The sequence below is a fragment of the Azohydromonas caseinilytica genome (genome assembly GCF_012927045.1).
Lineage (GTDB): Bacteria > Pseudomonadota > Gammaproteobacteria > Burkholderiales > Burkholderiaceae_C > Azohydromonas > Azohydromonas caseinilytica.
The window spans coordinates 13,118-29,118 of the sequence record NZ_JABBFW010000030.1; the positions used below are offsets into that span (position 1 = coordinate 13,118).

General features: G+C 72.0%; 18 protein-coding genes. 12 read left to right on the forward strand and 6 right to left on the reverse strand.

The window, feature by feature from the left end:
• Positions 1-2 precede the first annotated feature (2 nt).
• From sixA to HHL10_RS25345, 4 genes are all read left to right on the forward strand, one after another.
• The gene (sixA, locus tag HHL10_RS25330) at positions 3-467 is read left to right on the forward strand and encodes a phosphohistidine phosphatase SixA (RefSeq protein WP_169163196.1); all 465 of its coding nucleotides are present in this window, start codon (positions 3-5) and stop codon (positions 465-467) included.
• Between the two features lie 206 nt (positions 468-673).
• A complete protein-coding gene (locus HHL10_RS25335; RefSeq protein ID WP_169163197.1) occupies positions 674-1,504 on the forward strand; it encodes a PPK2 family polyphosphate kinase in 831 nt (276 codons plus the stop codon).
• 107 nt (positions 1,505-1,611) lie between these two features.
• The gene (locus HHL10_RS25340; protein WP_169163198.1) at positions 1,612-3,825 is read left to right on the forward strand and encodes a PhoX family protein; all 2,214 of its coding nucleotides are present in this window, start codon (positions 1,612-1,614) and stop codon (positions 3,823-3,825) included.
• 70 nt (positions 3,826-3,895) lie between these two features.
• Positions 3,896-5,110 (forward strand): patatin-like phospholipase family protein, encoded by a 1,215-nt coding sequence (locus tag HHL10_RS25345; RefSeq protein ID WP_169163199.1) that lies wholly within the window; start codon positions 3,896-3,898, stop codon positions 5,108-5,110.
• Between the two features lie 63 nt (positions 5,111-5,173).
• Here HHL10_RS25345 and HHL10_RS25350 read toward each other — a convergent pair whose 3' ends face one another.
• The gene (locus HHL10_RS25350; RefSeq protein ID WP_235971792.1) at positions 5,174-6,712 is read right to left on the reverse strand and encodes a methyl-accepting chemotaxis protein; all 1,539 of its coding nucleotides are present in this window, start codon (positions 6,710-6,712) and stop codon (positions 5,174-5,176) included.
• A gap of 347 nt (positions 6,713-7,059) precedes the next feature.
• On the opposite strand from HHL10_RS25350, the gene HHL10_RS25355 reads away from it, so the two are divergent.
• Positions 7,060-7,941, forward strand: a complete 882-nt coding sequence (locus tag HHL10_RS25355) for a PhzF family protein (protein WP_169163200.1) — start codon at positions 7,060-7,062, stop codon at positions 7,939-7,941.
• Between the two features lie 4 nt (positions 7,942-7,945).
• Here HHL10_RS25355 and HHL10_RS25360 read toward each other — a convergent pair whose 3' ends face one another.
• Positions 7,946-8,755 carry a GNAT family N-acetyltransferase gene (locus HHL10_RS25360; protein ID WP_169163201.1) on the reverse strand — a complete coding sequence of 270 codons (810 nt, stop codon included), beginning with the start codon at positions 8,753-8,755 and terminating at the stop codon, positions 7,946-7,948.
• Positions 8,756-8,891: 136 nt separating this feature from the next.
• Here HHL10_RS25360 and HHL10_RS25365 point away from each other — a divergent pair, with 136 nt between their 5' ends.
• Both HHL10_RS25365 and HHL10_RS25370 read left to right on the forward strand, forming a co-directional pair.
• Positions 8,892-9,431 (forward strand): hypothetical protein, encoded by a 540-nt coding sequence (locus HHL10_RS25365; protein WP_169163202.1) that lies wholly within the window; start codon positions 8,892-8,894, stop codon positions 9,429-9,431.
• Positions 9,432-9,453: 22 nt separating this feature from the next.
• Complete coding sequence (locus tag HHL10_RS25370; RefSeq protein ID WP_169163203.1) at positions 9,454-9,930, forward strand: hypothetical protein; 477 nt, start codon at positions 9,454-9,456, stop codon at positions 9,928-9,930.
• Positions 9,931-9,946: 16 nt separating this feature from the next.
• Here HHL10_RS25370 and HHL10_RS25375 read toward each other — a convergent pair whose 3' ends face one another.
• The 3 genes from HHL10_RS25375 to HHL10_RS25385 all read right to left on the reverse strand — a co-directional run bounded on the left by HHL10_RS25375 (position 9,947) and on the right by HHL10_RS25385 (position 12,488).
• A complete protein-coding gene (locus HHL10_RS25375) occupies positions 9,947-10,786 on the reverse strand; it encodes an alpha/beta fold hydrolase (RefSeq protein ID WP_169163204.1) in 840 nt (279 codons plus the stop codon).
• On the reverse strand, positions 10,783-11,802 hold the full coding sequence (locus HHL10_RS25380) for a M14 family zinc carboxypeptidase (protein ID WP_169163205.1): 1,020 nt from the start codon (positions 11,800-11,802) through the stop codon (positions 10,783-10,785). The genes HHL10_RS25375 and HHL10_RS25380 overlap by 4 nt, the downstream gene beginning before the upstream one ends.
• A gap of 86 nt (positions 11,803-11,888) precedes the next feature.
• Complete coding sequence (locus HHL10_RS25385; protein ID WP_169163206.1) at positions 11,889-12,488, reverse strand: hypothetical protein; 600 nt, start codon at positions 12,486-12,488, stop codon at positions 11,889-11,891.
• 359 nt (positions 12,489-12,847) lie between these two features.
• Here HHL10_RS25385 and HHL10_RS25390 point away from each other — a divergent pair, with 359 nt between their 5' ends.
• Positions 12,848-13,063: a hypothetical protein gene (locus HHL10_RS25390; protein WP_169163207.1), complete on the forward strand. Its 216-nt coding sequence runs from the start codon at positions 12,848-12,850 to the stop codon at positions 13,061-13,063.
• 39 nt (positions 13,064-13,102) lie between these two features.
• Here HHL10_RS25390 and HHL10_RS25395 read toward each other — a convergent pair whose 3' ends face one another.
• Positions 13,103-13,588 carry a BON domain-containing protein gene (locus HHL10_RS25395; protein WP_169163208.1) on the reverse strand — a complete coding sequence of 162 codons (486 nt, stop codon included), beginning with the start codon at positions 13,586-13,588 and terminating at the stop codon, positions 13,103-13,105.
• Positions 13,589-13,972: 384 nt separating this feature from the next.
• Between HHL10_RS25395 and HHL10_RS25400 the strand changes: the two genes are divergently transcribed.
• The 4 genes from HHL10_RS25400 (at position 13,973) to HHL10_RS25415 (ending at position 15,799) form a co-directional block, all read left to right on the forward strand.
• Entirely contained in the window at positions 13,973-14,392 is a 420-nt protein-coding gene (locus HHL10_RS25400) for a dihydrofolate reductase (RefSeq protein ID WP_169163209.1), read from the forward strand.
• A 19-nt stretch (positions 14,393-14,411) separates the two neighbouring features.
• A complete protein-coding gene (locus HHL10_RS25405; protein WP_169163210.1) occupies positions 14,412-14,849 on the forward strand; it encodes a hypothetical protein in 438 nt (145 codons plus the stop codon).
• Positions 14,850-15,085: 236 nt separating this feature from the next.
• Positions 15,086-15,334, forward strand: a complete 249-nt coding sequence (locus tag HHL10_RS25410) for a hypothetical protein (protein ID WP_169163211.1) — start codon at positions 15,086-15,088, stop codon at positions 15,332-15,334.
• A 234-nt stretch (positions 15,335-15,568) separates the two neighbouring features.
• Entirely contained in the window at positions 15,569-15,799 is a 231-nt protein-coding gene (locus HHL10_RS25415) for a hypothetical protein (protein ID WP_169163212.1), read from the forward strand.
• Positions 15,800-16,001: the final 202 nt, after the last annotated feature.

Genomic DNA, 16,001 nt, shown 5'->3' on the forward strand with positions numbered 1-16,001 from the left:
GCATGGACCTGATCCTGTGGCGCCATGCCGAGGCGCATGACCTGCGCGAGGGCGAGACCGACGACCTCGCGCGCACGCTCACGTCCAAGGGCGAGCGCAACGCCGCGCGCATGGCGCACTGGCTCAACCAGGTGCTGCCCGCCAGCACGCGCGTGCTGGTGAGCCCGGCCGTGCGCACGCAGCAGACGGCCGCAGCGCTGGAGCGCAAGTTCAAGACCGTGCCGGCCCTGGCGCCCGACGCCACCGTGGACGCGCTGCTGGACGTGGCGCGCTGGCCCGAGGCGCGCGAGCCGGTGCTGGTGGTCGGCCACCAGCCGACGCTGGGACTGGCGGCCGCCTACCTGCTCAGCGGCACCGCGCAGCCCTGGAGCATCCGCAAGGGCGCGGCCTGGTGGCTGCGCTGCCGCGAGCGGGACGGCCAGCAGCAGGTGGCACTGCTGGCGGTGCGCTCGCCGTCGCTGCTGTGAAGCACGCGTCGCCCGCCCCGGAGATGGCTGCGCCCGGCCCAGGGTAGGGTCGGGCCAGGGAACATTCCGCCCCCGGCACCCGGCCCGCGCCAGCCCGGGCCGTTGTCTTGCCTGCGGCAGAGACCACCCTCGCTGCAAGGAGACGCGATGAGCTCAGGAACCATAAGGACGACCCAGGGGCCCGCTGCCGTGGAGGAGCGGCACCCATGAGCAAGCCCCTCGACAAGCAGCTCGCGGCGCTGCAGCACCGCGACCCGGACACGCGATTCGAGCTGTCCAAGGTCGATCCCTCATCGAAACCCTTTTCCCAGGGCGACAAGGCCACGGACAAGGCGGCGGTGGAAAAGCTCGCCGTGCGCCTGGACGAGCTGCAGAACCTGTTCTGGGCCGACCGCCGCTACAAGCTGCTGGTGGTGCTGCAGGGCACGGACGCGTCCGGCAAGGACGGCACGCTGCGCCATGTCTTCGGCCGCATGAGCCCGCTGGGCGTGCACGCCGTCTCCTGGCGCGCGCCCACCGAGGACGAGCGCGCGCACGACTTCCTGTGGCGCATCCACCAGCGCGTGCCCGCCGCGGGCGAGACCGTGCTGTTCAACCGCAGCCACTACGAGGACGTGCTGGTGCCGGTGGTCAAGGGCCAGCTCACGGCCGAGCAGGTGCGCCAGCGCTACGCCCAGATCAACGACTTCGAGCGCCTGCTCAGCGAGACCGGCACCGTGATCTGCAAGTTCATGCTGCACATTTCCAGGGAAGAGCAGCGCCGGCGCCTGCAGGCGCGGCTGGACGATCCCGCCAAGCACTGGAAATTCCTGCTGGAGGACGTGGAGGCGCGCCGGCACTGGGACGACTACCAGGCCGCGTACGAGGCCGCGATCTCGGCCACGGGCACGCCCTGGGCGCCGTGGACCGTCGTGCCGGCGGACTCCAAGACGCACCGCAACCTCATGATCGCCACGCTGCTGGAGCGCAGGCTGCGCGAGCTGGACCTGCGCTACCCGGAAGGCGACCCCGCGCTGCGCGACCTGCGCATCGAGTAGCCGCAAGGCGCGGACGGCGCGCTTTCACACAACCGCCATGGCGCTGTCACGGCGGTGACACGGTGCGTCCGAAGAATGCGGTGGTTCTGTCAACCACGCGTTCACCGATGAACCAGCTTCCCATCGCCGGCAACGAGCCCAACGGTTACGACGACAACGAGATCGTCAATCCCAGCGCCAACACGCACATGAACGAGCTGCTGGCCGGGCGGCTGAGCCGGCGCCAGGCGCTCAGGGGTGGCGTCAGCGTCACCGCCGCCACGCTGCTCGGCGGCGTCTCGCTGGCGGCCTGCGGCGGCGGCAATGACGACCCGGCCCCGGCCGCCGCGCCGGCTCCCGCGCCCGCCCCCCAGGAGCTGCGCCTGGGCTTTGACGCCGTCGCCAAGAACCGCAACGACCTCGTCACCGTGCCCGCGGGCTACCAGGTCGGCATCCTGCATGCGCTGGGCGACCCGATGCACTGGGGCGACGCCTCCTGGGCCGACAACGGCAGCGAGAGCGCCGATTCCTACAACCGCCGCATCGGCGACGGCCACGACGGCATGCATTACTTCGGGCTGTCCGAGTCCGGCACCTTCCAGGCCGACCGCTCCGACCGCGGCCTGCTGTGCGTGAACCACGAGTACGTGGTCGGCCCCTATGCGCTGCACCCCAACGGCCGCACCGTCGTCGGCAACGTGCGCACCGTCGCGGCCGAGGTGGAAAAGGAGATCCACGCCCACGGCGTGAGCATCTGCGAGGTCAAGCGCGGCGCCACCGGCACGGCCATGAGCATGGTGCGCGGCTCGCGCTACAACCGCCGCGTCACCTCCGCCACGGAGATGGACATCGCCGGCCCCGCCAAGGGCAGCGCGCTGATGCTCACGAAGTTCTCGCCCACCGGCGCCAAGACCCGTGGCACCAACAACAACTGCGCCAACGGCTACACGCCCTGGGGCACCTACCTGACCTGCGAGGAGAACTTCCTCAACGTCATCGCCCGCGCCGCCGACGACGACGCCCGGCGCAGCGCCAAGGAGGTGATCGCGCTCAAGCGCTACGGCCTGCCGCAGAACCGCCGCAGCCCCTACCTCTGGGACACCGCCGGCAGCGACGACCTGTTCGCGCGCTGGAGCTCCTCCGTGACCGCCGCCGGCGCCGCGCAGGACTACCGCAACGTGTTCAACACCTTCGGCTGGGTGGTGGAGATCGACCCCTTCAACCCGGATTCCACCCCCGTCAAGCGCACCGCCCTGGGCCGCTTCAACCACGAGGGTGCCTGGCCGGCGCCGGCCGTGGCCGGCCAGCCCATCGTGCTCTACATGGGCGACGACGCGCGCAACGAGTACATCTACAAGTTCGTCTCCAAGGCCCCGTGGGACCCCGCGGACGTGGGCCGCGGCCTGGCCGCGGGCGCCAAGTACCTGGATGAGGGCACGCTGTACGTGGCGAAGTTCGGCGCCGACGGCCGCGGCCAGTGGATCGAGCTGACCCACGGCAAGAACGGCCTGGATGCCGCCAACACGGTTTATCCGTTCGCCGACCAGGCCGACGTGGTGACGCATGCGCGCCTGGCGGGCGACGTGCTGGGCGCCACCAAGATGGACCGCCCGGAGTGGGGCGCGGTGAACCCGCGCAACGGCGAGGCGTACATGACCCTCACCAACAACAACGCCGGCAACCGCGTGGCGCCGACGGCGGCCAGCCTCAGCGGCCGCCAGGCCAGGCCCGATGCCGCCAACCCGCGCTTCTACGACGACGGCGAGGGCAACACCGGCAACCCCAACGGCCACATCATCCGCTGGCGCGAGGACGGCGGCAGCGGCGCGGCCACGGCCTTCACCTGGGACATCTATCTCTTCGGCGCCGAGGAGGATGCCCCGGCCGAGGTCAACCTCTCGGGCCTCACCGCGGTCAACGACTTCTCCAGCCCCGACGGCCTGAGCTTCGACCCGCGCGGCCTGCTGTGGATCGAGACCGACGACGGCGCCTACACCGACGTCACCAACTGCATGCTGCTGGCCGCCGTGCCGGGGCAGGTGGGTGACGGCGGAGCGGCCACCGCCGCCGGCGGCACCGCCACCCTCAAGGGCGCCAACGCCACGGCCGACACGGTGCGCCGCTTCCTGGTCGGCCCGGTCGAGTGCGAGATCACCGGCATCGCCATCACCCCGGATGCCCGCACGCTGTTCATCAACGTGCAGCACCCGGGCGAGGACGGCAGCCTGGCCGCGCCCACCAGCCACTGGCCCGACAGCCAAGGCAACGCCGCCTCCACCCGGCGCCCGCGCTCGGCCACGGTGGTGATCACGCGCACGGACGGCGGCGCGGTCGGGGTGTAAGCCGCCGCGTGGGCCGGCCCGGCGGCCGTCGGCTGATGGCCCCGGGCATGCCCGTTGCTGCACTGCAGCAATGACCTCCGATTCCTTGTCCTCCACGGCCCGGGACGTCCACCGCGACGTGCCGGCCGCGTCGCCTTCCTCTTCCCGCCATGTCAGCCTGGCGCTGTCGGGCGGCAACGCGCTGGGCGCCTACGAAGCCGGTGCCTACGAGGCGCTGCACGAGGCCGGCTGCGTCGTGAACCGTGTCAGCGGCGCCTCCATCGGTTCCGTGAATGCCGCCATCCTGGCGGGCAACCCGCCGCAGCGCCGCATCGAGAAGCTGCGCGAGTTCTGGCAGCAGGCGGCGACATGGAGCCCCTTCGCGGCCGGCCAGGCCGGCGGGCGCCTGCGCGACGTGTTCAACAAGCTGCAGGCGATGCAGACCCTGATGACCGGCCGGCCGGGCATGTTTGCGCCGCGGCCCAGCGGCTTCCTCTCGCTGCTGCCGGGCACGCCGCCGGACGTCGGCCTGTTCGATGGCCGGCCGCTGCTGGCCACGCTGTCGCGCGTGGTGGATTTCGAGCTGCTGAACCAGGCGGCGCTGCCGCTGGTCATCGGCTGCGTCGATCTGGAGAGCGGCGAGCCGGTGTACTTCGACAGCCGCCGGCAGCGCATCGAGGCGAAGCACCTGCTGGCCAGCACCGCTTTCCTTCCCGGCTTCCCGCCGGTGGAGATCGACGGCCGGCTGCTGGGCGACCCCGGCATGCTGTGCAACCTGCCGCTGGACCCGCTGCTGGGCGAGCCGCCATCGGGCGAGCACCTGTGCTTCGCCATCGACCTGTTCGATGTCCGCGGCGGCCGGCCCTTCTCGATGGACACGGCGCTGGAGCGCGTGCAGGACATCGCCTTCGCCTCGCAGTCGCTGCGCACCATCGACGCCTTCCGCCGCGAGTACCGGCTGCGCCATCTGCTCGCGCAGCAGATGGGCCTGACCCGCAAGGCGCTCGCCGCCGACCGGCCCGACCAGGCGCCGTTGCCGCAGGAGACCCCTGAAGGCGAAACCACCGTCGTGCTGCTGGCCTACCGCCCACCCGCGCACGAGGTCTCGGCCAAGTCGCTGGAGTTCTCGTCGGCCTCGATCGAGGAGCGCTGGAACGCCGGCCGGGACGACATGCGGGCCGCGCTGGCGGCGCTCGAAGCCGGCCGCGCCACGACGCGCGACCCCGGCTTCAGCTTCTACGACAGCCGCCGCGCGGTGCCCCGGCCGGCATCGGCCGGCAACATTCCCGCGCCCCATCCCGCCTGAGCGGCGGCGCGAGGGCTTCGGCCCGCCCGGGCCGGTGACCCAGGGCAATGGCGGCGCGGCGGATCAGGCCGCCGCAGCGGGGGCGGCTTCGACGGCGGGCAGCTTGAACACGGCCACCGCTTCCACCAGCGTGTCGGCCTGGTGCTTCAGGTTGGTGGTGGCTGCCGCCGATTCCTCCACCAGGGCCGCGTTCTGCTGCGTCACCTGGTCGAACTTCGCCATCGCGTCGTTGACCTGGCCGATGTCCGCGGCCTGGTTGGCGACGGCGGCGCTGATCTCGCCCATCAGGTCCGAGACGCGCTGCACCTGCGCCACGATGTTCTCCATCGACTGCCCGGCGTCGCCCACCAGCCGGGTCCCGGACTGGACCTTCTCGACGCTGGCGCCGATCAGCGCCTTGATCTCCTTGGCGGCCTCGGCGCTGCGCCCGGCCAGCGCGCGCACCTCGCCGGCCACCACCGCGAAGCCCCGGCCCTGTTCGCCCGCGCGCGCCGCCTCCACCGCGGCATTGAGGGCCAGGATGTTGGTCTGGAAGGCAATGCTGTCGATCACGCCGATGATGTCGGCGATCTTGCTGGAGCTGGCATTGATGTCCTCCATGGTGACGACGACCTGGTTGACCACGTCGCTGCCCTGGGCCGCCGCGGCATGCACCACGCGGGCGATCTCGGTGGCCGCGTGCGCGGTGTCGGCGTTGTTCTTGACCGTGGCGTTGAGCTGACCCATCGACGCGGCGGTCTGCTGCAGGCTGGCCGCCTGCTCCTCGGTGCGCTGGGACAGGTCGGAGCTGCTGGCCGCGATCTGCGAGGAGCCGGTGGCGATCGAGTCGGAAGCCTTGCGCACCCGGCTCACGACGCGGGACAGCGACTCGTTCATGGACCGGATGGCCTGCAGCAGCTGCCCGATCTCGTCCATGCGCGAGACCTCGACCCGCGTCGTGAGGTCGCCCGCGGCCACGGCCTGCACCAGCTTCACGGCGTCGCCGATCGGGCGCGTCACGGAGCGCACGACCCAGACGGCCACCACGGCCGTGACCCCGGCCGCCAGCAGCATGAAGCCCAGCACGGCGGCCTCCCAGCGCGAGAGCGTTTCCCGGCCGGCTTGCGCGTCGTCCGTGCTGTCCTTGCGCTGCGCCTCGATCAGCGCCGCAAAGGCCTTCACCGTGGCCGCGCCCATGGGCGTCGTGACCGCGGCGCGCTCCTGGGCCGCCTCGTCGAGCTTGTCCTGCTGCATCAGCTGCAGCCACCGCGTGCGCGACGAGGAGTACTTGTCGAAGCTCTCGCGGACCTGGGCCAGCAGGCGCTGCTGCTCGCCGTTCAGGCTCGTGGCCTCGTACTGCTTCAGCGCGTCCGCCAGCTCGGCGATCTGCCTGGGGCTGTCGGCCACGATCTTCGAGCGCACCGCCTGGTCGCTGACGGCCACGAACTGCGCCACGCCCCAGCGCAGGGCCCAGATGGCACTCTGGGCATCGGCCAGCGCGGTGGCCGCCATCGTGGACCGGCGTCCCTGGTCGATCTGCTTCTCGCTGACGGCCTTCATGTTCCAGACCAGCACGATGCTGGCCAGCAGCAGCACGACGATGAGGCAGAACGCCCCATACATTTTTCTTGCCAAAGTCACTGTCGCTTCTCCTCGGTGGCCCGCTACCGGTGATCCGGTTGGATACATCCGCCAACTTTTTGAAACCGGGCATTTTCGTTTTGGCATCGGCCCTGCGGAGTCGGCAATGCTGAGCGCCGGCCTTCGGCAAGCGTGCAAACCCTGCCGGTTCGTGAACGATTTCACGCCTCGCCAAGCCGGTTGCTGCCGACATGCACGCCTTGCTCGCGCCGCCACGGAGTTCCTGCGCTGTACCGGTCGAGGTCAGGGCCGACTGCCCCTGTCGGCGTGTGCCGCGCCTGCCTAGCATCGGCGCCTTCGCAGCAGCGCTGCATCCGAACCGCCCTTCCATGCCGAGCACGCCCTTCAAGCAAGTCGACGTCTTCACCGCCGTGCCTTTCCGGGGCAACCCGGTGGCCGTGGTGCTCCAGGCCGAGGGCCTGGACACCGAGGCCATGCAGCGCATCGCGCGCTGGACCAACCTCTCCGAGACCACCTTCGTGCTGCCGCCCACCGACGGGCAGGCCCATTACCGGGTGCGCATCTTCACGCCGGGCGCGGAGCTGCCCTTCGCCGGCCATCCCACCCTTGGCACCGCGCACGCGCTGCTGGAGGCAGGCGTGATCGTGCCCCGCGACGGCGAGCTGGTGCAGGAATGCGGCGCCGGCCTGGTGCGGCTGCAGGTGGCGCACGGCGAGGGCGGCTCGTGCTGGATCGCCTTCGAGCTGCCGCAGCCGGTAGTCACGCCGCTGGACGAGGCGCAGGTGGCCGAGCTCGAAGCCGTCCTGGGCCAGCGCGTGCAGCGCGGCGAGGCGGCGCCGCGGCTGATCGACGTGGGCGCGCGCTGGATCACGGCGCAGCTGGCCGACGCGCAGGCCGTGGCGGCCTGCCGCCCGGACCTGGCACGCATGGCGGCGCAGGACCGCGCCGCCCGCGCCACCGGCGTCACGATCTGCGGCCTGCACGCGCCGGGCGCGCCGGCGCAGGTGGAAGTGCGCTCCTTCGCCCCCGCGCACGGCATCGGCGAGGACCCGGTGTGCGGCAGCGGCAACGGCTGCGTGGCCGTGCTGCTGCGCGACAGCGGCCAGCTGCGACGTTTCGGCACCGGCTACATCGCGGCGCAGGGCGCCGCGCTGGGACGCGAGGGGCGCGTGCGCATCGAGGTGGAGGGAGCGCGCATCCGCGTCGGCGGCCAGGCCGTCACGGGCATCGACGGGCACATGGCGCTGTGAGCCTTCAGGCTCCGAAGTGCCGGCTGTAGGCCGCGGGCAGGTCGCGCAGGCGCAGCATCAGCGGCAGGTCGGCGGTGTTGAAGTCGGGGTCCCAGGCCGGGGCGCCCAGCACGCGCGCGCCGCAGCGCAGGTAGCCGCGGATCAGCGGCGGCGCCTCCACCGCCAGGTCGCTGCGCAGCGACTCCAGCGGCAGCGGCAGGCGCGGGCGCACCTGCAGGTCCACCGGCGCCAGGTGCGTGCGGCGCAGCTGCTGCCACAGGCTGGCCGCGGCATGGCCGCCGTCGCGCATGGAGATGCTGGCGCAACCGACCATGTGCTGGAAGCCGTTGCGCTGCATGAACGCCGCCAGCGCCGACCACAGCAGCAGGATCACGCTGCCGCTGCGCCAGCGCGGGTCGATGCAGGAGCGGCCGAGCTCGGCCATGTGGCGGCGCAGCGGACGCAGCCGCACCAGGTCGAACTCCAGGTCGCTGTAGAGCCCGCCGGCCAGGCGCGCGCCTTCGGGCGTGAGCACGCGGTAGGTGCCCACTACCTGCGCGCTCGCGTCGGCCGTGGCCTGGGTGCGCACCAGCAGGTGTTCGCAGTAGCGGTCGAACAGGTCGGCGTCATGCCCCTCGGGCGTGCCCGGGGCGGGGCGCAGCCGCGCGCCCATTTCCTGCACGAACACGCGGTGCCGCAGGCGCTGGGCCTGGGCCACCTCGTCCTCGTGGCGGGCCCAGACGGCCTCCAGGCGTGCCGGGCGGGCACGCTCCACGGGTACTGCATTGGCAGGGGCGGAAGTCGCCGCGGACGGGAGGATGAGGGTCTGTTCCATGACCCGCCATGCTCGGCAGCGCGCGTGACGGCCGCGTGAAGCCGTGGTGACGGGGCGATGACGGCCCGGCCCTCCCGCCACCGCCCGGGGAACGCGTCTTGCCCGCGCCATGGCGCCACCCTTGACGGAGCGCTCCATGGAATTCGCACCCCAGACCAGCGCGGCCTACGCGCGCGGCATCGGCCTCGAGGCGCCCAATGAGCAGGGCGTCCATCCCGCGCAGACGCTGCCGCTCGACCGCACGCGCCGCCACACGGCGCGCGAGGTGCTGCGCCGCATCGACGAGGACACCGTGTCGAGCCTGGCGCGCTGCGCCGAGGCCGGCCCCGCGGCGATCACGGCCCGGCTGGGCGAGCTCGACCGCGAGTGGGACACCGACCGCGTGCTGGAGCTCGAAGCCGCCAGCATGGGGCTGCTGGGCGTGGCGCTGGCCGCCTGGAAGCCGCGCCTGCTGGCGCTGCCCGGCGTGGTGGCGCTGGCCCTGATGGTGCAGGCCACCACCGGACGCTATCCGCTGATGCCGCTGTTCCGGCGCCTGGGCGTGCGCACCGCCCGCGAGATCGAGCGCGAGCGCCATGCGCTCAAGGCGCTGCGCGGCGACTTCGCCGGGATGGACGCCCACCCGAGCGCCGCGCCGGGCACGCAGGCCCTGCCGCCGCGTGCCGATCTGCACTGACACCACCCCCAGGAGGTCCGCCATGACAGGACTCGCCCACCGCCTGCCGGCCACGAGCCGGCGCGTCGAGCTGCACACCGCGCCGCGGCTCAACCAGGCCATCCGCGACCGCGCCGATGCCGAGGTGCTGCGGCTGGAAAGCGCCGACGCCGCCACGCTCGCGTCCCGGGGCCGGGCGCTGCGGCAGGAATGGGATATCGAGCGCGCGCTGCAGCTCAACGCCTCGGTGGCCGCCACGCTGGGGCTGCTGCTGGCGTCGCGGGACCGGCGCTTCCTGCTGCTGCCCCTGGCCGTGTTTTCCTTCTTCGCCCAGCACGCGCTGCAGGGCTGGTGTCCGCCGGTGCCGGTGATGCGGCGCCTGGGGATGCGCACGGTGCGCGAGATCGAGCGCGAGCGCTACGCGCTCAAGGCCCTGCACGGTGACTTCGACGCGCTGCCGGGCCCCGACACGCCGGTGTCCGAGCGCGTGCGCGCGGCGCTGGCGGCGGTGGATGCCTGAACGGCCACCGCGCCGCTCAGTCCGCCGCCGACATCCGCGCCAGCGCGGCGTGCGGCACGCCGGGCAGCGTGTGCTCGTCCTGCCCCTGCAGCCAGGCCTCGATCCGCTCCACCACCCAGGCCTCGTCGTCCAGCGGCAGGTCGTGCCCGGCCTCGGGATGCAGCGCCAGCGGCAGGCCCCAGCGCGCGGCCAGGGCCTGCGAGCAGCGCGCGTCCACCAGCGCGTCGCCGCGCGCGGCCAGCAGCAGCAGCGGCACGGCCGGCGCGGCTGGCGGGGGGTGAAAACGGGCCGCGGCCACGAGCTGGCGCAGCGCATTGAGCCGCGACACCGGCCGCGCGCGGCGCAGCGCCAGCCAGTGCGGCGGCGGCGCGGTGAGGCGGCGGCTGGTCAGGCGCAGGATCGCGGCCTCGCGCGCCGCATCGTCGCGGCCCAGCAGCAGCGCCGGCAGCCGCGCCAGGCCGGCCGGGCGCAGCCGCTGTGTCCACGGGCTGACGCCGCGCAGGCTGGTGTTGATCAGCACGCCCGCCGCGATCTCGTCCCCATGGGCCCGGGCCCAGTCCAGCGCCACCATGCTGCCTAGCGACAGCGCCAGCACGTGGAAGGGCGGCCGCGCCCCTTGCGCGCGCAACTGCTCGCGGCAGCTCGCCACCATGTCCGCGACGCGCAGCGGGCTGGCCTGACGGTGCAGCAGGCCGTTGCCGGGCAGGTCGGGCGTGAGCACGCGCCCGGGCAGATGCCGCGCCAGCGCCTGCGGGAAGCCGCCCCAGTGGCCGGCCTCGCGCGTGAGGCCGCGCAGCAGCACCCAGGTGCGCCCGCATCCGGCGTCGGCAAGCCCGGGGCCGGGCCGGCCCGTCATGCCGCGTACCAGCGCCGCAGCGCCAAGTCCCGCTGGCGCTCGCGCTCCGCGCCCGCCGGGCACCAGGCGCGGTGGCTGCACGCGGCCCGGGCCACCAGCTCCAGCCAGGGCTGGTGGCGGCGCAGCACGCGCGCGTGGCGGTGCTCCGGCAGCGGGTTGAACAGCCCCTGCGCCGACAGCAGCTGGCGCGGGTTCTTGCGCACCCACAGCCACGAGCCCATCTCCAGCGTCAGCGGCAGGAAGGTGCGACCCGGGTCGCGGCAGGCCCGGCGGTAGAGGAAGTCCCACAGGTCGCCATGGGCCAGGTAATGGCGGCTCTGCGGCTCGAAGACGTAGCGGTGCTGCGGCAGGGCCTCGTCCAGCAGGCGGCTCAGCGCATGCAGCTCCGGCAGGTGCGGCACCGGCGCGCGCGTGCCGGCGTAGGGGAACCACAGCCGGTCGCGCAGCCCGAAGCCGGAGTGGCAATCGACGGCGATGCTGAAGGCGTGGCTCAGCAGCTCGGCCTCGACCACCGCGCACAGCGCCTGGCTCTCCGGCTGCAGCGGCGCATGGCGCGGGCCGCGGTACCAGGGCAGGCGGCGCGTGAGGCGCTGGCCGCCCACCAGCGGCGCCGCGGGCTCGCTGGCCTCCAGCGGCGCGTTGCGCATCAGGTCCACGCCCTGCGGGTTGGCGCGCGTGCCGGCCCACAGCCCGCCCGGGTTGACCACCGGCATGAACACCAGCCGCATGCGCTCGAGCTGTTGCTGCAGCAACGCGTCCCAGCGCAGGCGCCGCAGCACGCTGCCCAGGAAGCTCAGCACCACCGCCGTGCCGATGCGCTCCAGCCCGTGCACGCCGCCGAAGAAGCCCGCCGCCGGCGCCTGCGGCGCGGCATTGCCCAGCGTCAGGGCCAGCACCGGCCAGCGCCGCCCGCCGCTCTCGACCTCGCACAGGCTGCGCACCTGCAGCTGCGGCGTGGCGCCATCGAGCAGGCGCTGCAGCTCGACCAGTTCGGCGGGCTCGGCGGCGGGGCGCATGCGTCCTCCTCGTCACGCGGCGGGGCCGCGACATGCCGCCCCTGCCGCGGCCCCGGGGCAGCCGGCGGGCCCGGGCCGGGCAGGGCTCAGCCCTTCTTCGGGCGGCCCGCCTTCAGCGGCGCGAGGTCCTCCAGCGCGGCCTGCAGCTTGACGTCGTCCAGCGCGGCCAGCGCATGCAGCCCGGCGCGCAGCAGCTCGCTCTTCTTGGTCGGCCGCTTGAAGCCCAGCGCCCGGTCCTTCAGCACCGCGATGAGGGCGAAGTCGCCGCGCGGCATGGTGAAGCTGTCGCGCACCAGCTTGGGCTTCGCGGGGGCCTTGGCGGCCTCGCCGTCCTTGGCCGGCAGCTCGGCCGCCGCCGGCTTGCCGGGCTTCTCGGCCTTCGCCTTCCCGGGCTTGGCAGGCTTGTCCGCCTTGGCGGACTTGGGCGCGGCCTTGGCCTGGGCCTCCGGTGCGGCCACCGGCGTGACGGCCTTGACCAGCGAGCGGGCCGCCGGCTTGGCCGCGGCCTTGGCGGTCTTGAGCCGCAGCGTGGGCGCGACCGGCGCCGGTTCGCCCACCGCGGCAGCCGCCGCCGCGGCCACCGGCGTCACCGGCGCGGCCGGTACGACGGGCGCCGCCGCGGCGGCTTCCAGGACGGGTTCGGCCACCGGGGCGGCCGGCGGCGTGTCTGCGTGCTTGCGACCCATGACAGGCTCCTTGAATGGTGTAAATCGTTTATACCATTTTGCTCTCGGCTTGCGGCCCGCCAGGCGTCGCAGCCGGTCCTGATTGCTGCATGTTTGGCAATACCCCATTCGTGCGAAAGCTGCGCTCTTGAGGGGGAGGGCCAACCCCAGGAGCGCCGGCGGCGATGGCCGCTTCGAGACGAGGGATGTCCGAAATATTGCTTGCGACACGCTCGCCATCCCCTGCACGGGTGAAAGGCCGCGTCACCTTGACGCCACACAAAGCTTGCGTTACCGGGCGGGGCGTTGTGCACGGGAGCAGGTTCGGCCGCACAGTGGTTGCAACCGCAAGGGTCGCGGGGGACGACCGGAGAACCTACATGCACACCCTCAATGCCATGGCACTGATCGCGCAGGCGGTGCACCTGGCCGACGCGCACTTCGACGGCGATGCGCTGATGGAGGCCTGCCGCTGCGCCTCCTGGGAGGACCGCCAGGCGGTACTGTGGATCGTGCGCTCGCGCCCGGCGCTGTCGCTGGAAGCGCACCCGACGCCGCAGATGGTGCTGCAGGCGCTGCGCGAGATGCTGCAATAGCAGCGCCGGCACCGGCCCGCTGGCGGGGCCGGCGGCGCCTCAGAACGTCAGCGCCGCCTGGCTGCGCCGGAACGCGGCGGCAGACAGCCCGCCGTACACGGTGATGCGGTTGCTCAGGCCCAGCAGCCCGGTGACCTCGCGCATGGCCTCCTCGACGCGCTTGCGCTGCGCGGCGCGGTCGAGCTCGCCTTCCAGCGTCAGCCAGCCCTGGTCCACGCTCAGGCGCACCTCGTCGGCCAGCGCCGGCACGTGCCACCGCAGCGCGTCCTGCGCCGCTTCCAGGATTTCCTCGTCGCTGCGCCGGCATTCGGGCGGCAGCTTCACCTCCAGGTCGAGCCTGATGGCGCTGGCGCCGTTGATGCGCTGCAGGGCTCGCTCCAGCGCGCAGCGCTCGCTGTAGGCCTCCACGCTGCCCTTGAGCGTCACCACGCCGCTGCGCACGCCGACCTTCAGGCCCGCGACGTTGACCGCCTCCCAGGCCAGCTCGGCCTCCACATCACGCTTCAGATCGGCATCGGTCTCCATGTCTCGCTCCTTACTCCATTGGGCTTTGCCGCCAGCGTGCAGCGCCAGCTTTGCGGCGGGCTTACTTCACGGGTCCACGCCACCCAAACTTGAGACAGGGAAAACCCTTGGCTTCAGCACCCGGCCGGTGGTGGCGGCGCCTTCAGACGCGAACTCCAGAGAAATGGCCGGGCCGCGTCCAGCGCCGGCGGGCGGATTCGGGCGGCACCGCGGCGGCGCCCGTCGCAATTCCCATCCCCCATCCGCGACAAGGACGCTGCACCACGCCGTGGTACCGCACCACGGCGGTCCTGGGGCAGGCGCCGTCGTCCGCCCACGGAGGGCGCATGCCGAATCGCGCGGCATGCACCGTGGCGGCTACCCTGGCGGCAGGAGGTTCCTGCCATGAGCACCGACGTTCGAGCCATCTGTGCCATCGGCCTGCGCGGCCAGCTCGGCCTGCACGGGCGCATGCCCTGGGAAGGCGAGCGCGGGCGCGTCTTCCGCGAGGACGTGGCGCGCTTCTTCGAGATCACCAGGGGCCATGTGCTGCTGGCCGGGCCGCGCACCATCGCCAGCGTCCCGGAGTTCGCGCGGCAGGACCGCACGGTGGCGGTGATCCGCTCGTCCGAAAGGCCCGAGGAGGTGCTGGCCCGCTACGCCGGCCGCGTGGTGTTCATCGGCGGCGGCCCGGCGGTGTGGGAGGTGTACGCGCCCCACATCCGGCACTGGGACATCAACCGGCTGCCCTACGACGGGGACGCGGACCGCTGGTTCGATCCGCAGTGGCTGGTGAAGGGCGGTGCCGCGCGGGGCAGGCCCTGAGCCGGACAGCCGGACCGCCATGAACGGCCCGAACCCTTCCAAGCCCGCCAGGGCCTGCGACAGCGAAATCTTCGACGTGCTGCTCCAGGCGATGGCGCAATACAACCAGCGCTTCGTGTCCGGCGCCCTGACCACCACCGGCGCCTTGCTGGTGGCCATCGGCTGGCTGCTGACCTCTGCGGATGCGCAGAAATACTTCGCGCAGAACCGCACCATTGCCGCGGTGTTCGTCGGCGCCATCGTGCCCTTGATTTATATATATTGCTCCGCCCTGTACCGCGCCTACCGGGTGAATCACGAAGCGCACAGGCAGCTGCAAAACCTGAATTATATGGAAAAGAAATATTATTCCTTCCACCTGCTGCCCCCACGCTTTCTCGTCTTCGGCATATTCCTCAATGTCTGGCATTACTTCGTGGTGGCTTGGCTGGTGGCGCAGCATGCAAAGCTGTTCTAGGCCGCGGCCGGCCGCTCGGGGCGAGGCCCAGCCCATTCCCACGACCGGGCGGTGCCTCAATACTGCAGGCGCGTCAATTCCAGGTTTTTCCCATCAGGCCCGGTACAAAACTCCTATTGAGCGCCAAGCTGCCCAAAACTACGGTTTCCTCCAGCAGCTGGCCATGCAAAACCAGGCAATTCATGGCCGGCTTTCCGACCCAAGCTTTCGCAGTGCGAGGACAGGGCAGGCCTTCCATGAAGCAGCGCGGAGATCGTCACCACGGCCGGCCGGGTTCCTGGCCCGGCGCTTCGGACAACATCGCGCAGCTGGCGCGCGCCGACTGGCGCATCCGGCTCTACGTCTGGTTTCTGAGGGCCTGCCTGGGCGTGGCGGCCGGATTCGTGCTGTGGCTGGTCTTCGAAACCCTCCGGGCCGCCGTGCTGGAGAGCCAGAACGCCGCCATTCCGGCCCTGGCGCCCAGGCCGCTGGCCCTGCTGGGCTGAGCCCGTCCCGGACCGGGCCAATGGCAGGCCGCGGGTGCGCGCCTCACGCGCCGGTGCGGCCGGGCTGCCCGGAGTTTCGTATCGGGCATTTTTCACGCGCCCGGATTCCCGATTTGCCGCCCCTTTGAGGGCGCCGAATTCCCGTGACAAAGGTCCCATGGACCTCCATCAGATCGACATTAAAGTGGCAGATTCGCCCCTCGATTCAACCGCAGCCAGGCCCTGCATTTCACTTTGAACTCGACATTCGAAGAACGCGCCGCCGAAGCCTCCCCGCCCCAAGGCGTGCGCCGACGCTCCGATACCGTTTACCCGCAGGAGCCGGAGTTGCCCGTGCAGCCGGTTTTCTGGCGCAAGGGCACGTCGATACCGGTGTGGCGCGGCGCCCTGACCGCGGGCCTGGCTTTCGCGGTGATTGCCACCACGTTCATCGGGGCTTACTGGATGCTGCGCTCGGGTTTCTGAATCCGTGATTTTTCGTTATCTTGCCGGCGCGTCCGAGGCCCGGCCGCCACAGGGCCGCAGTATCCAATTTGTAAGATACGAATGACGCCGGCCACGGCGTCCGCATGAATTTCCAGCCGATCCGGGCAAGGTTTTTTGCTTGCGCCATCCGGGAATCCGAACGGTCCATTGAATCTCCGGAGCGGCCGACAGCGCCAGCCCT